Source organism: Mucilaginibacter sp. (assembly GCF_965201005.1).
Taxonomy (GTDB): domain Bacteria; phylum Bacteroidota; class Bacteroidia; order Sphingobacteriales; family Sphingobacteriaceae; genus Mucilaginibacter_A.
On record NZ_OZ241747.1, the window covers coordinates 109221 to 128478 of the forward strand.

At 43.4% G+C, this 19258-nt stretch carries 19 protein-coding genes; 8 read left to right on the plus strand and 11 right to left on the minus strand.

Translation table 11 applies throughout. The annotated features are described in order from the left end of the window. Nucleotides 1–233 precede the first annotated feature (233 nt). Entirely contained in the window at nt 234–770 is a 537-nt protein-coding gene (locus ACOFKR_RS00470) for a hypothetical protein (RefSeq protein WP_419802062.1), read from the plus strand. A 188-nt stretch (nt 771–958) separates the two neighbouring features. Here ACOFKR_RS00470 and ACOFKR_RS00475 read toward each other — a convergent pair whose 3' ends face one another. Then, nucleotides 959–3829, minus strand: coding sequence for a PD-(D/E)XK nuclease family protein (locus tag ACOFKR_RS00475; protein ID WP_419802063.1), 2871 nt, complete (start codon nt 3827–3829; stop codon nt 959–961). Continuing rightward, the gene (locus tag ACOFKR_RS00480) at nt 3826–4326 is read right to left on the minus strand and encodes a GNAT family N-acetyltransferase (RefSeq protein WP_419802064.1); all 501 of its coding nucleotides are present in this window, start codon (nt 4324–4326) and stop codon (nt 3826–3828) included. The genes ACOFKR_RS00475 and ACOFKR_RS00480 overlap by 4 nt, the downstream gene beginning before the upstream one ends. Nucleotides 4327–4356: 30 nt before the next feature. Between ACOFKR_RS00480 and ACOFKR_RS00485 the strand changes: the two genes are divergently transcribed. The 3 genes from ACOFKR_RS00485 (at nt 4357) to ACOFKR_RS00495 (ending at nt 6607) form a co-directional block, all read left to right on the plus strand. Beyond that, nucleotides 4357–4560, plus strand: coding sequence for a hypothetical protein (locus ACOFKR_RS00485; RefSeq protein WP_419802065.1), 204 nt, complete (start codon nt 4357–4359; stop codon nt 4558–4560). Nucleotides 4561–4565: 5 nt separating this feature from the next. Continuing rightward, nucleotides 4566–4847, plus strand: coding sequence for a type II toxin-antitoxin system YafQ family toxin (locus ACOFKR_RS00490; protein ID WP_419802066.1), 282 nt, complete (start codon nt 4566–4568; stop codon nt 4845–4847). A gap of 134 nt (nt 4848–4981) precedes the next feature. Then, nucleotides 4982–6607 (plus strand): NADP-dependent glyceraldehyde-3-phosphate dehydrogenase, encoded by a 1626-nt coding sequence (locus ACOFKR_RS00495; RefSeq protein ID WP_419802067.1) that lies wholly within the window; start codon nt 4982–4984, stop codon nt 6605–6607. Nucleotides 6608–6695: 88 nt separating this feature from the next. Here ACOFKR_RS00495 and ACOFKR_RS00500 read toward each other — a convergent pair whose 3' ends face one another. The 9 genes from ACOFKR_RS00500 to pepT all read right to left on the minus strand — a co-directional run bounded on the left by ACOFKR_RS00500 (nt 6696) and on the right by pepT (nt 15492). Beyond that, nucleotides 6696–7817, minus strand: coding sequence for a hypothetical protein (locus tag ACOFKR_RS00500; RefSeq protein ID WP_419802068.1), 1122 nt, complete (start codon nt 7815–7817; stop codon nt 6696–6698). A 176-nt stretch (nt 7818–7993) separates the two neighbouring features. Continuing rightward, nucleotides 7994–9007 (minus strand): zinc-binding alcohol dehydrogenase family protein, encoded by a 1014-nt coding sequence (locus ACOFKR_RS00505; protein ID WP_419802069.1) that lies wholly within the window; start codon nt 9005–9007, stop codon nt 7994–7996. A gap of 6 nt (nt 9008–9013) precedes the next feature. Beyond that, nucleotides 9014–10051, minus strand: a complete 1038-nt coding sequence (locus ACOFKR_RS00510; RefSeq protein WP_419802070.1) for an aldo/keto reductase — start codon at nt 10049–10051, stop codon at nt 9014–9016. A 9-nt stretch (nt 10052–10060) separates the two neighbouring features. Further along, nucleotides 10061–10891 (minus strand): amidohydrolase family protein, encoded by an 831-nt coding sequence (locus ACOFKR_RS00515; protein WP_419802071.1) that lies wholly within the window; start codon nt 10889–10891, stop codon nt 10061–10063. Next, complete coding sequence (locus tag ACOFKR_RS00520; protein WP_419802072.1) at nt 10878–11735, minus strand: fumarylacetoacetate hydrolase family protein; 858 nt, start codon at nt 11733–11735, stop codon at nt 10878–10880. Before ACOFKR_RS00520 ends, ACOFKR_RS00515 begins: the two co-directional genes overlap by 14 nt. Before the next feature lie 51 nt (nt 11736–11786). Further along, a complete protein-coding gene (locus ACOFKR_RS00525) occupies nt 11787–12551 on the minus strand; it encodes an SDR family NAD(P)-dependent oxidoreductase (RefSeq protein ID WP_419802073.1) in 765 nt (254 codons plus the stop codon). 10 nt (nt 12552–12561) lie between these two features. Next, nucleotides 12562–12891: an L-rhamnose mutarotase gene (locus ACOFKR_RS00530; protein ID WP_419802074.1), complete on the minus strand. Its 330-nt coding sequence runs from the start codon at nt 12889–12891 to the stop codon at nt 12562–12564. Between the two features lie 2 nt (nt 12892–12893). Next, nucleotides 12894–14159 carry an L-fucose:H+ symporter permease gene (gene fucP, locus ACOFKR_RS00535; RefSeq protein ID WP_419802075.1) on the minus strand — a complete coding sequence of 422 codons (1266 nt, stop codon included), beginning with the start codon at nt 14157–14159 and terminating at the stop codon, nt 12894–12896. An 82-nt stretch (nt 14160–14241) separates the two neighbouring features. After that, on the minus strand, nt 14242–15492 hold the full coding sequence (gene pepT / locus ACOFKR_RS00540) for a peptidase T (protein ID WP_419802076.1): 1251 nt from the start codon (nt 15490–15492) through the stop codon (nt 14242–14244). Between the two features lie 108 nt (nt 15493–15600). Here pepT and ACOFKR_RS00545 point away from each other — a divergent pair, with 108 nt between their 5' ends. The 4 genes from ACOFKR_RS00545 to ACOFKR_RS00560 all read left to right on the plus strand — a co-directional run bounded on the left by ACOFKR_RS00545 (nt 15601) and on the right by ACOFKR_RS00560 (nt 19255). Further along, nucleotides 15601–16335, plus strand: coding sequence for a hypothetical protein (locus ACOFKR_RS00545; protein WP_419802077.1), 735 nt, complete (start codon nt 15601–15603; stop codon nt 16333–16335). Nucleotides 16336–16440: 105 nt separating this feature from the next. After that, a complete protein-coding gene (locus ACOFKR_RS00550; protein WP_419802078.1) occupies nt 16441–17112 on the plus strand; it encodes a hypothetical protein in 672 nt (223 codons plus the stop codon). Nucleotides 17113–17114: 2 nt separating this feature from the next. Next, a complete protein-coding gene (locus ACOFKR_RS00555) occupies nt 17115–17462 on the plus strand; it encodes an MmcQ/YjbR family DNA-binding protein (protein ID WP_419802079.1) in 348 nt (115 codons plus the stop codon). A 50-nt stretch (nt 17463–17512) separates the two neighbouring features. Beyond that, on the plus strand, nt 17513–19255 hold the full coding sequence (locus ACOFKR_RS00560; protein WP_419802080.1) for a M14 family zinc carboxypeptidase: 1743 nt from the start codon (nt 17513–17515) through the stop codon (nt 19253–19255). The last annotated feature ends 3 nt before the right edge of the window (nt 19256–19258 follow it).

Below are 19258 nucleotides of genomic sequence, written 5' to 3' on the forward strand. Positions count from 1 at the left end.
TCGGATTAAAAAATCCATACTTCAAAGTACCGGATTGCAAATTAGGACCAGAGGGATAACCAAATATAAAGTTTTATCTAATGCAATACCGAAAATCATCCGATAAAAACAGCCTCAGTAGGAAAAGGTTAAAACGGTTTATTTTAATGGAGAAAATATTTTGAAGTGGGGTTTACAGACTGATTTTTAGGTGATAAAAGAAGTATATTAGCTATCCTTTAAACCTAAACTTTATGAAAACCCTTCTTTTTTTCCTGCTTACTGTTTTATTAAGCAGTTCGATAGTTATTGCCCAACAACCCGACACAAATAGAAATCCACTTATCGATCAAAACGATTTTAAACATAACAAAAAATATTTTCTGGCACATTATGGTACTGATGATTCTACCAAAGCATTGATTAATACTTTTTTCAGGGTGAGAAAAGCTGCTGCTGTGGAAGTTGCATATTCTATTGTTGGAGGTGTTGGGTTATACATTTTTGTTAATCATATTTTCGGCCAAGGCGATAATAAAAGTTTTGATTACGGCACCGTTTTCCTCGCTATATTTGCTATCCCGATAATTCCAGCTTTTGCCGTTGGAGTTGCAGAAGGAACGGTAACGCATTTAATTTATACTCGAAAAAAACTACTGCATCTTATAGCAGATTATCATGCCGGAAAACATTTGCCCAAAAGGTTTACCCATCGGACACGTTATCGGCAAGAATTGAGAAAGGTTAAAGGTATTAAGCCATCAATCTGGAATATTTTGTTTTCAACCTAAATTATGGGTAATAAGTACTCACGTTATTTACTTATTTAAAAATGCTTTAAAAGAAAATTTATGTGCTTCTTTTATATCATAAATTTTATTGCCGTTCAATTCACCGAAAGAGAAGCATTATGTTACCAAAATGAGATTTAAATTGTCAATCAATTTTTGTTTTTTTACCCGATAAAAACAGCATTAAACTACCGCTCACAAATATCTTTGTACGGACAATAAGTGCAAGTTTCCAGCCGCGTAGTTTGATTAAAGGGAATTTGCTGATCAAATAGTTCAGCCAAAGTATTTTGCAGATGAACGGTAAACGCCGCTTTGGCATCTTCCAAATCCACGGATTGCAATACGGTTTTGCCCGATCTAAAATGTGTGCCTTCCGTTTTCATTTTCCGTACGGCGTATAAATTCGGTTCTACGTGGCTGGTTTTGCGTACCTGCTCATAAATATACGTGTAGAAAAGCGTTTGCACCACAGCCTTATTTTGCGATTTGCCATCACGCTCAAAAAGTTTTTCCAACGTGCTGTATTTCAATTCATCGCTGCCGGTTTTGTAATCCACAATACGCGTTTGCCCGTCTTTTTCATCAACACGGTCCAAAATGCCATACAATTGCAGATACTTCTTTTGGCCATTGATTTCTATCGGGAAATGATATTTATAATCCTTTTTGTTCTCCAGTTCGATGATTTGGAAAGGCGAATGCAAATGATCGTGCGCTAAAATCTCCTTCATGTATTCGGCCACAATCTGCAAAACAATCTGTTGCATACTGTTGGCCTGCCGGAGTTGTGTCCGGTTTCTGAATAAAACCTGCGATAAAGCGGCGCGACTGTATTCCATAATTTCCGGCAGTTTTTGGTCGATGCGTTCTGCCGTAATTACCTTGTCCGTTTTGATCAGATCCGCATAAAACCACTCCAGCGCCTGGTGCAAAGCCGAACCGATCTGGCTGGCCTCCAGGTTTTCGGCCACTTCTTCCGGCTCTTTGATTTTGGCCACATAGCGAAAGAAAAACTGCAGCGTGCAAGCCAGATAAGTGGTTAAGGTTGTGGCCGAAATATTGGTGGTTTTAAATGGGTTTCCATTGTAAAAAAAGCCTTCAATTTCTTTCCAAACTTTGCCTTGTTTTGGGATGACAATGACATTGGAAGATTCAATCCGAACCGGCTGCTCTTGTTGCAAATAATTGAATTTCAAATTACTTTCGTAAGCCAGTTGCCGGATAAAACGGCTCGGCTCGGCAGCTTCCGTATCTCCACCCAAACCATCATAAACCAGCGTAACTTTTTCTGATCGTTGCAGCAAGCGGTAAAAAAGGTAGGCAGAAACAGCATCCTGGTTTTCTAAAACCGGCATTCCGTTGGCGCGGCGCAAACTATCCGGGATAAAACTCGGGTTAACGCTGCGTTTCGGCATCGTTCCTTCGTTCATACCCAAAATTATGACGTGTTCAAAATCCAGGCAACGGCTTTCCAGCATCCCCATCACCTGGATGCCGCGCAACGGTTCTCCTTCCAGCGGAACCGCCAAACTGGCCAGCGTTTTCCGGATCAAGGCAAAAACCAGCGATAAACCCAAATTTGGTGCATAAGCATCTAAATTATCATGTAATAAATTAAGTTTTTTACAAGCTTCTAAAATGAGGTTTGCTTCCAGTTCATTTAACTGATTTTGCCTTTGACGCTGCTCCAAAACGGCTGTCAGCATCAAATACAATGCATCAATGGTTTGCAAACCACTGTGGCGCGACGTAAAAAAGTTGGGCGCTAAAGCCGAGATCAAATGCAGTTCGGTCAGCGGCACTTCTGTCCACTGCTGGCTCAACAATTTGTTTTGCAAAGCTTCGCGCTCGGCCGCTTTTACGCCCGAAAGCGGGTGCGATAAAAATGCCAGCGCATCGCGGTAATAAACGGTGTGTTTTTCCTGTTTGTTAATCTGTTCCTGGATGTTCAGCCACAATTCCGTGAGCCCGAAAAGCGGCGATTGCGTGAGCGGATAGCCCATCGTAATGTTCACAATCCCGGCCTCGGGCGGCAGCGTTTGCATCACCGGAACCAGCAAACTTTCGTCGGCCAGGATGATTGCCGTCTTTTCGGGGTCATTTTCAAAATCGGCCAAAGCTTCAAAATCAAATTTTTGGGTGAGGATTTTGGCTTGTGCCGTGTGCCCTTGCGTGCGGATCACATCGACGATGCTTCTTTTATCGGCTAAAATTTGTTGCTGCGGAAAAGAATTAATGAGCTCACTTCTGTTCAGGTTTCTGCGGAGGAAAGTACCGGCTTCCTGCAAATTGTCCTGCAAATAATAATCGTCCGTATCAAAATAAAACAAAGCGCAACCTTCTGATTGCCATTGCTTAAAAAGTGTTTCTTCGCACTTGTTCAAAGCGTTAAAACCGATGAAAATGAGCTTCTTATAAGGTGCGATAAACCGAGGATCGTCCGCCGTGCCGTTTGCCAGGCGGCGATAAGTTTGCGCAGTGGTAATCAAACCCTGGGCTTGCATGGCCTGATGAAAATTGTGATATAAAAGAGGCATCCTGATCCATAATTCCAGGAATTTTTGCTGATGCGAGCGTTGTTTATCCGCAGAAAAAGACGACCAGAAACGCTCTAAAAACGCCTGCTGTTCTTCGGTAAAATGACTGAACTGTTGCTGGATCTGGGCAATGTCTTCCAGCTGCGTAAACAAAGATTTTGCATCAACCAGATCGTAATCCACCTCGGCAAAATCACTTAAAATAATATTGGCCATCGGAAAAAACTGGTCTGGCGTGAGCGTTGGTTTTCCTTCGGCAACCAGCAATTTGTTAAACTCCAGGTGCATGATAAAAAACTGTTTCAGCGGATCGGCCACCACCAAATTAGCGGAAGCCGCAAAAAACGAGGAAACAGTGAAAAAAACAGGGCTAAAAGAAGCATTGCCCTGCAGTTCGCCCAGGTGTTTTTTCAAAAAAGCTTCCGGGCGTTTATTGTTAAAAATGATGGCTGCGTCTTTCAGATCATCACCTAAACGGGCAATTAAATCAGTGGCAACTTCGCGGAGGAAAGGGATCATTCAGGATTAATTGTTAAAATATACGCCATTTTGAGCAACAGATAATCTTGCCGGTTGTGATTAACTGTCCGGCTTTGATCAGGCAAAACCCCGAAACCTATTTTTTGATAGCATTTGATGGCCGGTAAATTATCCTCCAAAACAAATAATTCAACGGTTTTAATTTGAAACAAAGCCTTGCATTCCTCCAATAAAAGATGGATAAAAGAAGTACCGAAACCTTTTCTGCGGTCGGCAGGATTACCGATCAACAATCTGCCGATCCGTGGAATGTTTGTTTCTTGCGGGATGATCTCGCCAAATGCAACAGCTTCATTGTTATCATTTAAGCCGATGTAAAAGTTACGATCAGAATTTTTATGCTGATAATCTGTTACTTGTTTTTCTGTTATCGGAAAGGAAAACTCAGTTCCGGCAAATTGGAAAAGTAGGTTATCACCTGTAATCCAATGGCTTAGAAAAGTAAAATATTGATTAAAATAATTAATGAGCGTCATTAATGTTATTTTTGTATTTTTAAATTAATTATGGCAACATTAATTTTAAAAGTGGAAGACAGCAAGCTAAAAATGGTTAAAGACGTATTAAAAGCGATTGGCGTTTCTGTAGATCAAAAACATATAAAAGTAGAAAATATTCCGAACGACAAAACCGTTCGCGCAATTAAAGATGCCCGAAACGGAAAGGTAACAAAAGCAGAAAGTGTTAATGAACTTTTCAAATCAGTCTGATTGTTTTGTTTACCATAAGTTTTACAAATCGGTTTTTAAAAGACTTGAGGTTAATTAAAAAACGTTCTCAAAAAGACTTTGACTTGTTAAATTCTTTTACAAATCATCTAAGTTTAACTGGTGTAAAAGATTTAGAAAAGAAATATCTGGCTCATAAGTTAAAAGGTGAATATGCTGGTTGCTGGGAATGCCATGTAAAACCAGATTTGTTATTGCTTTGGATTGAAATTACTGCTGACAATGAAATCCGATTAATTCGTACCGGTTCCCACAGTGATTTGTTTTGATTGTAAAATAAAGCGCACTGCCTCAAATTAAACAAGCAACATTCAATAATTTTGTTAAACATTATGCTTCTTTTACCAGGTAAAATTTATGCCGATAAAAGAAGCATTGTTCAACTTAAACCCAATCACTAAAAATGGATTTTAAAAACCAGCTCGAAAGTATTTTTGTAGAGGAAAACCAGGTTCCGCCGGAGTATAATTTACCAGAACAAATCATCCAGCGCGAATATCTTTGCAACGGCGAAATGAAGCAATGGGACGGCGAACTGAGCGAAGTTTCGTCGCCGGTTTGCATCCGTACGCCCGAAGGTTTACAGCGGAAAGTGATCGGCGCCTTCCCGGTTTGCGGCGTTAAAGAAGCGATGGAAGCTTTGGATGCGGCCATGGCCGCTTACGATAATGGCCGCGGCGAATGGCCAACCATGAGCGTGGCCAATCGGATCCACCGTGTAGAACAGTTCACTTTTAAAATGCTGCAGCAAAAGGATTTGGTGGTGAAGCTGATTATGTGGGAAATTGGCAAACCGTATGCCGAATCGGTAAAGGAGTTTGACCGCACGGTAGAATACATCCACGCTACCATTGATGCTTTGAAGGACATTGATCGGCAATCGTCCCGTTTTGAGATTGAGCAGGGGATTGTGGCGCAGGTCCGCCGATCGTCGCTGGGCGTGGTTTTGTGCATGGGGCCGTTCAATTATCCGCTGAACGAAACTTTTACCACACTGATCCCGGCTTTGATTATGGGCAATACGGTACTTTTCAAAACGCCGAAACATGGCAGTTTGCTGCATTATCCGCTGCTTAAAGCGTATCAGGAATGCTTCCCGAAAGGCGTGGTGAACACCATTTATGGCCGTGGTGCAGATATTGTCCCGCCGCTGATGCAATCCGGCAAAATCAATGTTTTAACGCTGATCGGTTCCAGCAAAGTGGCCAATCAACTTAAAAAAGACCATCCAAAAGTGAACCGTTTGCGGGCAGTTTTAGGTTTGGATGCAAAGAATGCGGCCATCATCACCAAAAATGCCAATCTAAAACTGGCAGTGAGCGAGTGCGTAACAGGTTCGCTTTCGTTTAACGGACAACGTTGCACGGCCCTGAAAATCATTTTGGTACATCAGGATTTGGCAGACGCGTTTTTAAAAGAGTTTTCGGAAGCCATCAGCAAGCTAAAATTTGGCATGCCCTGGGAACAAGGCGTAAGCTTAACGCCGTTGCCCGAACCCGGCAAACCAGCATATTTAAAAGATTGTATTGATGATGCGATAGCCAACGGTGCCAAAATCATCAACCAAAACGGCGGCGAAACATTAGCTTCTTTTGTTTATCCGGCGGTTGTTTTTCCGGTAAACGACAAGATGAAATTGTATCGCGAAGAGCAGTTTGGGCCCGTAATTCCGGTAATCCCTTTTCAGGAAATTGAAGAAGCGATCGATTACCAGATCAACTCGCCGCACGGCCAGCAGGTAAGTATTTTTAGCGAAGATGCGGAAGAAATCGCCTCGCTGATCGATCCGTTTGTAAACCTGGTGAGCAGGGTGAACATCAATTGCCAGTGCCAGCGCGGACCGGATATTTTCCCTTTTACCGGCCGTAAAGACAGTGCCGAAGGAACGCTTTCTGTGGTTGATGCCTTGCGCGCTTTTTCCATCCGGTCTTTAGTTGCCACCAAGTTGAATGATGACAATAAAAATCTGATCAACCAAATTGTGAACGATAACGAATCAAACTTTTTGAGCACAAAATTCATTTTTTAGGCGATAAAAGAAGCATCAGACAAAAGAAGCTGCCTCAATTTGAAGCAGCTTCTTTTGTTTATCAGCAAAAATAATTTCAACCCAAAACCTAATTGTTTTTCAGACCGAGTTTGTAATTCTTCAGATCGAGCATGTACTCATTATTCAAAAAATAGTTTAAGCCGAAAATGCAAAAATCATTTCCGGAAGTTTTAGGGTTTTCCAGATAAGTTAAATAATCTGTGGCTGTGGTGGTATAAGTATAATTAAAACCGGAAGTGGTTGCTGCTTTTACCGTACTGTTTGCGGCCAGCAATGCGGCAGTTGCCGGTGCGGTGCTATCTTCAATATAACTGTAAGGTGCCGTGCCAGAATCAAACAAGGCGTTAGCTGTAAGTGTTTTGCCGTTGTAAGTGATTGTTGATGAGATGATTGGATAATATCCGGTTCCGGGATAATTAACCAATTGATGCTGCGTAAAACCGGATGAAGAAGATAAATCGGCATCCGTTAAACCTAAAGTAATTACGCCCGGTACAAAAGTAGAATAACCATTGCCGGAAAAATTGGATGTGCCCAAAGCTGCCATTTTAAAACCTCTGGTCAAACCTATTCCCGGATCGAAAGAACTGAACGGACTGGTTACAAAAACACCATTGTTGAACGTAATATCGTAAATCGGTGCCACGCCCATCACATCAAAATCATGCGCCGTGGCCGTTGTTCCGCCAACATTTACCGCTTTATAATACAGGAAAAAAGGCAAACGCTTAACTAAAATATTACCGTTCACATCGCCGATAGTTACCGGCGCGTAAGCTAAATTTCCGTAAACCGTGGCCCCGCTGGTATTGCTTCCGTAAGTAACGGATGATTTCTGGCTGGTGATGGTAATACCGTTTACAACTGCAGAATCTCCCGTAAAAACAAAACCGGAAGTGGTAATCATCGAAGCTGGCAAAATACCTTGCGCATCCAGCACCATTCCGCCCGAACCGGTATCAAAAACCATCCCGTAAGAAACCGTTTGTGTGCCTACTTTGGATACATTAATTTGTATTTGGCGGTAATTTAAAGTGGCATCTGCACCAAATTCGTACAAACCTAACTTGGTTGGTGTAGCAACTGTTGGTGTGGTGGTTTTATCTTTTTTACAGGAAGCGGCAAATGCCAATATCAAAAATACTCCGGAAATGACGGACAAAACTTTAGAATAGTATTTTTTTTTCATACCGAAGGCTTTAAGTAGTTACAATACTTTTTTTGCGCTTAAGTTTGAACTGAAAACAGCATTTTTTTTGTTGAGAAAAGATAAGTCATCATTAATTTTTTGATTTATACCGATGAAAAAATCATAATAAAGTTTTTGGGCGAAATCAGCACAAATTTATACCGGTAAAAACAGCATCAAAACGAAACAATCGCTTTGATCACGCCGTTTTTCGGATCAAGCCAGCTTTTAAACCGATCTTTCACGTCATCAAAATCTACGCGGTGCGTGATGTACGTTTTCGGATCGACTAAACCGTTTTTCATACTGCTGATCACATGCTCAAAATCTGCGCGTGTTGCGTTACGGCTGCTCATCAGCGTAGCTTCCCGTTTATGAAATTCGGGATGACTGAAGCAGATTTCGCCTTTTTGCAAGCCAATCAGCACAAAACGTGCACCGTGCGCCATATATTGAAAAGCATTGCAGATGGCTTTCTGGCTTCCCGTTGCATCGATCAAAACGGTTGGCATGTTGCCGCTGGTGATTTCCTGCAACTGTTCCATCACGTTTTCTGCGGATGCATTGATGGTGTGATGAACTTTGAGTTTTTCCTTACAAAAGTTTAAACGGTTTTCGTTGATATCCAACGCGATAACTTTTCCACCTGCAATCCGGGCAAATTCCATCGTGCCCAAACCAATCGGGCCGGCACCGATAACCAGCACAAATTCACCTTGTTCCACATCTGCCCTGCGAACCCCGTGCGCGCCGATCGCCAATGGCTCCACCAAAGCCAGTTCATCAAAACTTAACCCTTCGCCATGGACCAAAAGCCGCGATGGCACAGCTAAATACGCTGCCATACCGCCATTGATGTGCACGCCGAAAACCTGTATTTGTGTGCAGCAATTCGGTTTCCCTGACTGGCAGGCGATACAATGCCCGCAGTTAAAATACGGGATAAACGTTACCGCTTCACCTTTTGTAAAACCGGGCGCACCGTCAAAATCAACCAGTTCGCCGGATAACTCGTGCCCTAAAATCCGCGGATAACTAAAAAATGGCTGTGTGCCTTCAAAAGCGTGTAAATCGGTTCCGCAAATCCCAACACGCTTTATTTTGATGAGTGCATTTCCGGGTTTCAGTTTCGGCATTTCCGCAGAACCGTAAGCAAATTGGCCGGGTTCTGTGCAGGTTAATATTTTCATGGTTTTTTATCCGATAAAAGAAGTATCGTTTTTGCTGAGCAAGCCGTGTTCCTGCATCGCTTTCCAAAATCCGGGCGGAATTTTTTTGGCGGCCATTTCGATATTTTCTTTCACTTTTTCGGGTTTGGAAGTGCTCATCGCAACGCTGTTCACGCCAGGAATGTTGAACCCGAAATTGAAACATGCTTCGGCCGGTTTGATGCTGAACTGCTCGCAGAGCGCAAAAAAAGCTTTCCGCCAGTTTAATAAATCCTGCCCTTCTTTTGTATTCGGGTCAACCTGAACGTAATTATAAAAATCGCTTCCGGTCAAAAATCCACCGTTAAAAACAGCAGAATTGATCACCGAAATATTTTTTTCATGCAGTTTGCCGATAAAAGCAATCAGTTCCTGCGGATGGCTTTTCAGCGTCAAACTGTTGGCCAGCATTACCCAGTCCAGATCAACGTCGGCAGTCAGGCGTTCAATCACTTGCCAGGTTTTCGAGCCCACGCCAATCGCCGTAACTTTTCCTTGTTTTTTCAGCTCGGCCAGCGCGCAATAAGCACTCAAAATGTCTTGGTAACGACGTTTTTCGTCTTTTTCATCTTTTGCAGCGGCCAGATATTCGTCCGGGTCGTGCACCGAAACCATTTGCGGCACATAATTTCCGAGCAGCCGGTTTCCCTGTTCAAAACATTCCAAAATACCATCGTAACTGATTTTTTGTACGGCATCGTGATCGATATCTTTCCAAATATCCCGTTCAAAAGTTGGTTGCGGCGTTTTTAATTCGGTTTGATACCAGGCCAGTTTGTTGCTGATGATCACCTGTTTCGGATCGATATTTAGTTCGCGCAGGCATTTGCCCAAAACTTCCAAAGCCAGGCCGGCACCATATTTTCCGGCAGAATCAAAAACCGGGGTCCCGGGCGAATTTTCAATATAATTGCGGACGATGTCCAGTTTCGTTTGATAAGGCAAAGCCTGATAAATGTTCCCCAAACCGCTGGTTCCCCAGATTACGGGCGGAAGTTTGCTATCGGATGCTGTTTTTATCGGCATAAAATCTGGTTACAAATCATAAAATCTAACGGCGTTTCCTCCCCAAAAAAGTTCCTGCTCGTTTTTGGCCAGGGTTGAAGTATAATGCTGAACGACGGAAAGCATTTTTTCATATCCGCCGGCAACATTGCAAACCGGCCAATCGGAACCAAAAAGTACGCGTTTTGCACCAAAAGCTTCAAAAACCACATCCAGGTAAGGCGTAAAATCTGCTGTTTTCCAGTTTTTCCAATTGGCTTCGGTCACCATTCCGGAAACTTTACAACTGACGTTTTCCAGCTCTGAAACGGCAATAATGTTCTTTTTCCAATCATCAATTGTTTTGTTTTTGATGTCTGGTTTGGCAATATGATCGATAACAAAAGGTTGATCCGGGAAATTTTCGATTAGCTTTTTTGCATTTTCCAGCTGCTTAGGAAAAATCAAAATATCATAAGCAAAACCAAATTTTTGCAGCTTTGAAATCCCGTTCATAAATGATTTTTGCAACATAAAAGAAGCATCCGCCTCGCTTTGCAAAATGTGCCGGAAACCTTTCATCAGCTTAAATTGACGATAATATTCCAGCCTTTCCTCAACCTTCGGCGAACAAAGATCAACCCAGCCAACCAACCCTTTAACAATGCTGTTTTTACCGGCATTTTTTAGTTGGAAAATGTTTTCGGCTTCGGATTGATCGGATTGGACGACTACGCAACCATCGAAACTGTTGTTTTGAAGGATCGGTCCCAAATCTTCCGGCAAAAAATCGCGCCGGATTTCGGGCATCGTATCATCGATCCAGCCATCTCTTACCGGATCAAAAACCCAGAAATGCTGGTGCGCATCAATTTTTTGCATACGCTTTTATCACCTGGCGCGAAGTTCCCAAACCGTCAATCCCCAACTCCAGCACGTCGCCGGGTTTTAAATATTTTGGCGGATCGAAGCCCAGGCCAACGCCGCTTGGTGTGCCGGTAGAAATGATATCGCCGGGCAGCAGCGTCATAAACTGGCTAATGTACGAAACCAGCTTCGGCACGCCAAAAATCAAATCATCCGTGTTGCCGTCCTGCAGTATTTCGCCATTTAATTTAAGCCATAAACGCAGCTTGTGCGGATCGTCGATTTCATCTTTTGTGGCCAAAAATGGTCCTATCGGCGCAAACGTGTCGCAGCCTTTACCTTTGTCCCACGTACCGCCGCGCTCCAGCTGAAATTCGCGTTCGGAAACATCGTTGTGCAGGCAATATCCGGCCACGTAATCCATTGCTTCTTCTTCGCTTACATAACTGGCTTTTTTGCCGATGACAATGGCCAATTCTACTTCCCAATCGGTTTTGACAGAATTTTTCGGGATGACAATATTGTCATTCGGGCCAACCAAAGCAGTAGTAGCTTTGAAGAATAAAATGGGTTCTTCCGGGATTTTGGCACCAGTTTCCTGCGCATGTTTGGCATAATTCAGGCCGATGCATACTATTTTTGAAGGACCGGAAACTGGTGAACCCAAACGTTCAGAATCAGGCACTTCGATTAACCGGCCTTGATTTGCTTTCACAAATTCTTCCAAACGCGCCAAACCGTTGTCTTCAAAAAACTGCTCGTTGTAATCTCCGCCGTAGGCAGAAACATCGTAGCGTACATTATCAATGATTACGCCGATTTTTTCTTTTCCGGCATCGCCGTACCGTATTAATTTCATGGTTTTAATTTTAGGTTGATAAAAGAAGCATGCTTCTTTTACCGGTATAATTTAATTGTTCAACTTAATAAATCCACCATCCAAAGGATAATCGCAGCCGGTAACAAAACCCGCTTCGTCAGAACAAAGATAAAGTGCCAGAGCGGCAACTTCTTCGGGTTCGCCCATGCGGCCAATTGGCTGGCTGTCAGATAGTTTGGTAAACATTTCCGCTTCCCGTCCGGCATAGTTTTTCGCAATAAAACCATCTACAAAAGGCGTGTGGATGCGTGCCGGGGAAATGCTGTTGCAACGGATCTGATCGTCCAGATAATCGCGCGCCACGGATAAAGTCATGGCAAAAATGGCACCTTTGCTCATCGAATACGCAAAACGATCGGAGATGCCAACCCAGGCCGCAATAGACGCTAGGTTTAAAACCACGCCGCCGCCGTTGGCCTTCATGTTCGGGATTGCTGCGTACAAACAGTTGTAGGCCCCTTTTACGTTGATGTTGAAAACACGCTCAAAATCAGCTTCTTCCGTGGTATCGGCGCGGCCGATATGCGCAATTCCGGCGTTGTTGATCAGGATGTCGATCTTATCGATCTTCATAAATGTTTCCAGGATTTGCTGCTGGTTGCTTACATCGGCACTGTAAACAAAAGCTTTGCCGCCGCCAGCTTCAATTTCAGCAACGGTTTGTTCGCCGGCTTCGGCATTTAGCTCAATGATGTGCACTATCGCGCCCTGCTTGGCAAAAAGCGCGGCAATTGCTTTGCCGATACCGCTGCCGCCGCCGGTAATAATGGTGTTTTTCCCTGTGAGATCAAACATACTACTGTTTTTATAGATGAAAAATTCGGTCCATCAACAACCACTTTTCGCCTGGTTTTGCCTGCGGCAAAGCTTGTTGATATTTCCACATCAGGTTTTCCCATTCCTGCACTTTTGGGTTAATGGCATCCATTTTAGCCTTTTTTTCAAAGCTAAAAGAAGCATCGGTTTCCATCAGCATAAATAAACGGTTGCCCAGCAGATAAATTTCCATGCTGGTGATACCGGCATCGATGATACTATTTTTGATTTCCGGCCAAACGTTTTCATGGTAAGTTTTATATTCTTCGATCAATTGCGGATCGTTGGCCAGATCAAGCGTAAAACAATATTTCTGCATTTTTATAGGATTGGGGCAACGGCATTAATAAGTTTCAGGTTGGTGCGATGACCCTTCCAGCCAAAAAAAGCGACTACCGCAAAGCAAATCAGCGGCACAAAATAACCCAACTGGATGTTGCCCGCTGCATCGCCGATATAAGCAAAAGCACGCGGCAAAATGGCACCGCCAACAATGCTCATCACCATTAAACTGCTGCCGATGGCGGTATCGTTCCCCAGGTTTTTGATGCCCAGCGCAAAGATAGTCGGGAACATGATCGACATAAAAAAGCAAATGGCGATAACCGTATAAACCGTAACCATGCCATGCAGAAAAATAGCTGATAAACAAAGCATTAAGTTGATGACCGCGTAGATGGCCAGCAGATCGGCCGGCCGGAAATACTTCATCAAAAACGTGCCGATGAAGCGGCCGATCAGAAATGCAATGCCGCCAACACCCAAATAATCTGCTGCTTTTACTTCAGTAAGCCCGGCAGATTTTGTGGCGTAAAGGATAAACAAGCTAAAAACACTAACCTGCGCGCCGATGTAAAAAAACTGCGCCGCCACGCCCCGGGAAAGGTGTTTATGTTTGAATGTTTGAAAAATGTTTTTATCAGTTGCCTGTTCTTCTCCGGATTCGATTTCCGGTAGTTTGGTAAAGGCAAAAGCGATGGCGATCAGCACCAAAACCGACCCTAAAACAAAGTAAGGTGTTTTTACAGAAGAAGCTTCGGTGGCCAGGGCGATTTTGCGGGCGGCCTCCGTCATTTTACTTAGGGTTTCATCGGAAGCACCTTTGGTGAGGATAACGCGCGCGCCGATTATCGGAGCCAAAGCTGCGGCCAAACCGTTAAAAGATTGTGCAAAATTGAGGCGTTGCGTAGAACTTTCCGGATCGCCCAGCGAAGAGATGTAAGGGTTGGCGGCGGTTTCTAAAATAGTCAGCCCGCAGGCGATAACGAACAATGCGATCAGGAAAAACCCATATTGCTGTGTGTTGGCCGCCGGGATAAACAAGTAAGCACCAAAAGCAAAAAGCAGCAAACCCGTAATGATACCGGTTTTATAACCATACTTTTTCAGGATAAAACCCGCCGGCAAAGCCATGATGAAATAGGCGATAAAAACAGCAGAATCCACCAGCGTGGCCTGCACCGTGGTGAGCGTGAAAGACCGTTTTAAATGCGGGATTAATATCGGGTCGAGGTTGTGCGCAAATCCCCACAAAAAAAACAGCGAGGTAACCAAAATCAGCGGGAACAGGTATTTATTTTGCGGCATGCAGGGGTTTTTAAAAGGCTGCTAAATATAGTTATATCCTGCCGTTATACTAATTTTATACCGATAAAAGAAGCATCGGCCCTTAGCTTTTCTCTTCCCAAATTTGGCATAAATGCACAATCGTATCTACGGCTTTTTGCATGTCCTGCACCGAAACCCATTCCTGTTTACTGTGGAAAGCATGTTCACCGGCAAAAATATTGGGGCATGGCAATCCCATAAAAGACAAACGCGACCCGTCTGTGCCTCCGCGGATACTGCGCAAACGCGGCGTTAAACCGGTACGGCGGATAGCTTCCACACCATAATCAATTACCTGCTGGTGCTGGTCTAAAATCTGTTTCATGTTGCGGTATTGCCGGTTGATTTTGAGGGAATACGAAGCCCGCGGAAAGTCCTGCAACACCTCATCGGCCACTTGCCGGATGATAAAAGCGTGTTTTTCAAGCATTTCATCTTCAAAATCCCGGATAATAAAATCTATCACCGCTTCTTCTACATGGCCGCTGATGCACACCGGATGAATAAAGCCTTCTTTTGCAGATGTTTTTTCGGGCGAAAGTTTTATAGGCAGTTCTGTTAATATCCGGCCTGCAATTTTGATGGCACTTTGCATTTTTCCGTTTGCAAAACCCGGATGTGCACCAACACCTTTGATCTTTAACTGTGCGCCATCCGCAGAAAAAGTTTCGTTTTCAATCGTCCCGGCAGATTCGCCATCAATAGTATAGCCAAAATCGGCACCGAGCTTCTGCATATCGGCCTTATCCACGCCGCGGCCAATTTCTTCATCCGGCGTAAATAAAATCTTAATGGTGCCATGCTTTATCTCCGGATGGTTTATCAACTGCTGGCAGGCATCCACAATGGCGGCTACACCGGCTTTATTATCGGCACCGAGCAATGTTGTACCGCTGGCCGTGATAATATCGTTCCCGATCTGGTGTTGCAAATCCTGATGGTCTTCCATCTGCAAAACCACCTTTGGATCATCCGGCAAAACCAAATCCTGGCCCTGGTAATTTGTGTGCACTATCGGTTTCACGTTTGTTCCGTTACAATCCGGCGAGGTGTCCATGTGCGCGCAAAAACATATCACCGGCACCGTTTTGTCTGTATTGGCGTCCACGGTGGCATATACATACCCGTACTCGTCCAGGTGGGCATCGGCCAGGCCGATTTCCAGTAACTCTTTAACCAAAATCCGGCCTAAATCCTTTTGTTTTTGGGTAGAAGGAGTGGTTTTAAAATCCGGATTTGACTGCGTATCAACCGTTACATAATTCAGGAACCTATTTTGTACAGAGTATTGCAACATAAGCGGTGCATTCATCGTTAAACATTTTTGATAATTAGTTAATAATTCTATTTTTGAAATCAGCCAGATTCAAAAATAAAAGATAATATGTTATACGGCCCGGTCATTAAAAAATATAATCTATTGAAAAAGTTCTCCTTATTTATAGCTTTAATTGTTTGCAGTTTTACTGTTTCTGCACAAATCGGTTACAATTATGATCAATTTAGTTTGGGCGTAGGCATCAGCAGTGTAAAAATCCATGGCGACCTATACCATTCTTACGCCAAAGCCGCGCCAAGCGTAAATTTAAGTTACCACATGACCCCATTTGTAACTTTTAGCACCGAAGCACAATTTGGCCGGCTGGAAAGTGCCAATGCCGATACCGCCAAGGCTGTTTACGGCGAACAATCCAGCAATAAATTTACCACGGTGATGTTTCATGGTGATGTGCAACTGGGCGAATTTATTAACTACAACGATGATTTCAGCGCGATCCCTATCCTTACCAAAATCCTGAACGGTGCCAAAAATATTTATGTAGGCACTGGTTTAGGGGTGATTTTTAACAGGATGGATTACATTAACCGTACGGATTACAGAGATCCGAATTTTTCCTACAGCGGTTTGGATAAAAGCACAGAACTGATTATCCCGGTACGCATCGGTTATGAATATAAAATCTATAACGCTTATGATGAACCGCAAATACGTTTAAATTTAGGTTACCAGGCTAATTTTTCTACCGGCGATAATACAGATGGTATCAAATCCGGCCATTACGCAGATTGGTTTTCGCAAATTACCTTTGGCATAAAAGTGGGCATCGGCGGGGTTACGTCTTACCGCAAACCAATACACGTTGGCACTTTTTAATTTAAAAGAAAATTATTATCTTAGGGGAAAATTACATTTTAGCTGATATATCCCTTGAAAAAACAGGCTTTATTAACAAGCATACTGTTTTTATGCAGTAAATTTTTGTTTGCACAACTTAGTTACAACTATCTGGGCTACAGCGTTGGTGCAGGTTTTGGTGTTGCCCGTGCCGATGCAGATTTGCGCGAACATCTTAACAAAGGTGCTGCATTTGTCAATTTTAATTATAATTTTAGTCCGTTTACAACCGGAACGGCAGAGTTGCAGGCTGGCCAATTAGGCGGCGGTCATCCCAACACCGATAAAGATACACGCGCTTTTATCAACACTTATCAGGCAGCCATTATTTATGCTGATTTTCAGGCCGGGGAAATTATCAACTACGAAAACAGCCGTATTTTAAACATCTTTAAAAACTTTTACGCCGGTACTGGTTTTGGTTTTATCCGCAACCACATGAGTTTTATACAGCGCAGCAGCCTCAGCAATCCCGGATATGTTTTTCCGGGCCGGGACAACAGCATAGAAGCCATGCTGGTTTTCAGGGGCGGTTACGAGTTTAAATTTTACAACCAATACCACGAACCGGGCATACGTTTGGATGTTGGTTTTGAAGAAAACTTAGCTTACGGCGAAGGTTTGGATGGTTACGATGATCCGCCAACACAATTTAAAAATAACCATGTAGATCGGTACGGGCTTTTGCATATCGGGTTGAAATATAGTTTTGGTGTCCCGATTTCTTTCCGAAAACCGATCCGCAGATTTTACTGAACATGAACATCGAAACCCTGCGCGAACATTGTTTAAGCAAACCTGCCGTGGCAGAAACCATGCCTTTTGGTGATGATACGCTGGTTTTTAAAGTTGGCGGAAAAATATTTTTGCTGATCAGTTTAAAAGAAGCCAATCGTTTTAATGTAAAATGCGAACCGGAATTGGCTATCCGGCTGCGCGAACAATACGATGAAGTGCGTCCCGGTTTCCACATGAACAAAACGCATTGGAACACTGTTTTTATCGATGGGATTTTGGGCGATAAACAACTGCTGGAAATGATCGATCATTCGTATCAACTCATTGTGAAAAGCCTGCCCAAAGCCATCCGCGAAAACCTGCACTAAAAAAGTATGGTAAAAACAGCATCAGCCCAATTGTTTGCTATCTTTTCGGCATGAAAAATTTGCTTTCCGTTTTTTGTTTTTTGCTGATTTTTGCTTCGGCCCAAGCCCAGTTAACGCCTTTTGAAAAAGATCCGCAGAAAAATACCACGGCCACTTATGCACAAATTGTGAATTATTACCAGGCTTTGGACAAGCAATACGATCAGCTTAAAGTTTACAACATCGGCACAACAGATATTGGCAAACCACTGCAGTTGATCGTGCTTTCGCGGGATAAAGTTTTTGATCCGGCGATTATCAAAAAGCAAAATAAACGCGTTATTTTAATCAACAACGGCATTCATCCCGGCGAACCGGAAGGCATTGACGCCAGCATGATGTTGGTACGCAATCTGCTGAAAAAGAACACTTTGCCAAAAAATGTAGTGGTTTGTATGATTGCCGTTTACAATATTGGCGGCTGCCTGAACAGAGGATTGTCGCGCGTAAACCAAAACGGACCGGCAGCTTACGGTTTCCGCGGAAATGCCCGGAATTTGGATCTGAACCGCGATTTTATCAAAGCTGATTCTAAAAACGTTTTGGGATTTATGCAGATTGTAAATATCTGGAAACCTGATGTTTTTTTGGACAACCACACCAGCGACGGTGCCGATTACCAATACGTGATGACGCTGATTGAAACGCAGCACAACAAACAAAACCCGGTTTTGGCCGATTATACCGCTAAAACGCTTACGCCGGAGCTGTTTTTACGCATGAAAAAATCCGGTTTTGAGATGACGCCATACGTAGAATCTGAAGGCGCAACGCCGGATTCGGGTTTGGTGGCTTTTTTGGAAACGCCGCGGTATTCGTCCGGGTTTATGGCGCAGCACAACATCATCAGCTACATTACCGAAACACACATGCTCAAAACGTATGCGCCGCGTGTAATTTCTACATACGATTTTATGCAGCATTTAATTGATATTGTGCAGCGCGATGCTGTTTTTATCGGTAAAATTAAGGCACAGGCCGATGCGGAAGTAAAAAACCAGAAAACTTTTGCTTTGAATTGGGAGCTCGACAAAAACGATTTCGATACACTGACTTTCAACGGTTTTACGGCCGGTTACAAACCCAGCGAAGTAAGCGGTTTGCCAAGATTATATTATGATCGATCCAAGCCTTTTACCAAAAATATACGCTATTACAACACGTATAAAGCCACGGTTTCTGCGGAGAAACCAATCGCCTACATTATCCCGCAGGCCTGGGGAAAAGTGATTGATTTACTGGGACGTAATGGTGTAAAAACGCACCGGCTTCAATCCGATACCACCATTTCCGTTCAAACATATTACATCACCGATTACAAAACGCCGCCGCGCCCGTTTGAAGGCCATTATCTGCACAGCAATGAAAAAGTATCGGTAAAAACAGCATCGTTAAAATTTTATGCGGGTGATGTAGTGGTTTATACCGATCAGCCGTTAAACCGTTACATCGTGGAAACGCTGGAGCCGCAGGGCGTGGATTCGTTTTTTGCCTGGAACTTTTTTGATTCGATCCTCGGCCAAAAAGAATATTTTTCGGATTATGTGTTTGAAGATGTGGCTGCCGATCTCCTTAAAAAAAACCCTCAGCTGAAGCAAAAACTCGAAACCGAAAAAGTAAAAAACCCGGAGCTGGCCAAAAGTGCGGCCGCGCAGCTTAACTTTGTTTACAAAAATTCTGCTTATTTTGAACCAACTTTCATGCGTTATCCGATCAGCCGTTTGGTTGTGCCGATAAAGCTCAATTTAGATTAATGC

Bases quoted from the DNA above. Each gene is read 5' to 3' on its own strand.
- ACOFKR_RS00470 (WP_419802062.1), top strand. From the start codon at position 234: ATGAAAACCCTTCTTTTTTTCCTGCTTACTGTTTTATTAAGCAGTTCG.
- ACOFKR_RS00475 (WP_419802063.1), bottom strand. From the start codon at position 3,829: ATGATCCCTTTCCTCCGCGAAGTTGCCACTGATTTAATTGCCCGTTTA.
- ACOFKR_RS00480 (WP_419802064.1), bottom strand. From the start codon at position 4,326: ATGACGCTCATTAATTATTTTAATCAATATTTTACTTTTCTAAGCCAT.
- ACOFKR_RS00485 (WP_419802065.1), top strand. From the start codon at position 4,357: ATGGCAACATTAATTTTAAAAGTGGAAGACAGCAAGCTAAAAATGGTT.
- ACOFKR_RS00495 (WP_419802067.1), top strand. From the start codon at position 4,982: ATGGATTTTAAAAACCAGCTCGAAAGTATTTTTGTAGAGGAAAACCAG.
- ACOFKR_RS00500 (WP_419802068.1), bottom strand. From the start codon at position 7,817: ATGAAAAAAAAATACTATTCTAAAGTTTTGTCCGTCATTTCCGGAGTA.
- ACOFKR_RS00505 (WP_419802069.1), bottom strand. From the start codon at position 9,007: ATGAAAATATTAACCTGCACAGAACCCGGCCAATTTGCTTACGGTTCT.
- ACOFKR_RS00510 (WP_419802070.1), bottom strand. From the start codon at position 10,051: ATGCCGATAAAAACAGCATCCGATAGCAAACTTCCGCCCGTAATCTGG.
- ACOFKR_RS00515 (WP_419802071.1), bottom strand. From the start codon at position 10,891: ATGCAAAAAATTGATGCGCACCAGCATTTCTGGGTTTTTGATCCGGTA.
- ACOFKR_RS00520 (WP_419802072.1), bottom strand. From the start codon at position 11,735: ATGAAATTAATACGGTACGGCGATGCCGGAAAAGAAAAAATCGGCGTA.
- ACOFKR_RS00525 (WP_419802073.1), bottom strand. From the start codon at position 12,551: ATGTTTGATCTCACAGGGAAAAACACCATTATTACCGGCGGCGGCAGC.
- ACOFKR_RS00530 (WP_419802074.1), bottom strand. From the start codon at position 12,891: ATGCAGAAATATTGTTTTACGCTTGATCTGGCCAACGATCCGCAATTG.
- fucP (WP_419802075.1), bottom strand. From the start codon at position 14,159: ATGCCGCAAAATAAATACCTGTTCCCGCTGATTTTGGTTACCTCGCTG.
- pepT (WP_419802076.1), bottom strand. From the start codon at position 15,492: ATGAATGCACCGCTTATGTTGCAATACTCTGTACAAAATAGGTTCCTG.
- ACOFKR_RS00555 (WP_419802079.1), top strand. From the start codon at position 17,115: ATGAACATCGAAACCCTGCGCGAACATTGTTTAAGCAAACCTGCCGTG.
- ACOFKR_RS00560 (WP_419802080.1), top strand. From the start codon at position 17,513: ATGAAAAATTTGCTTTCCGTTTTTTGTTTTTTGCTGATTTTTGCTTCG.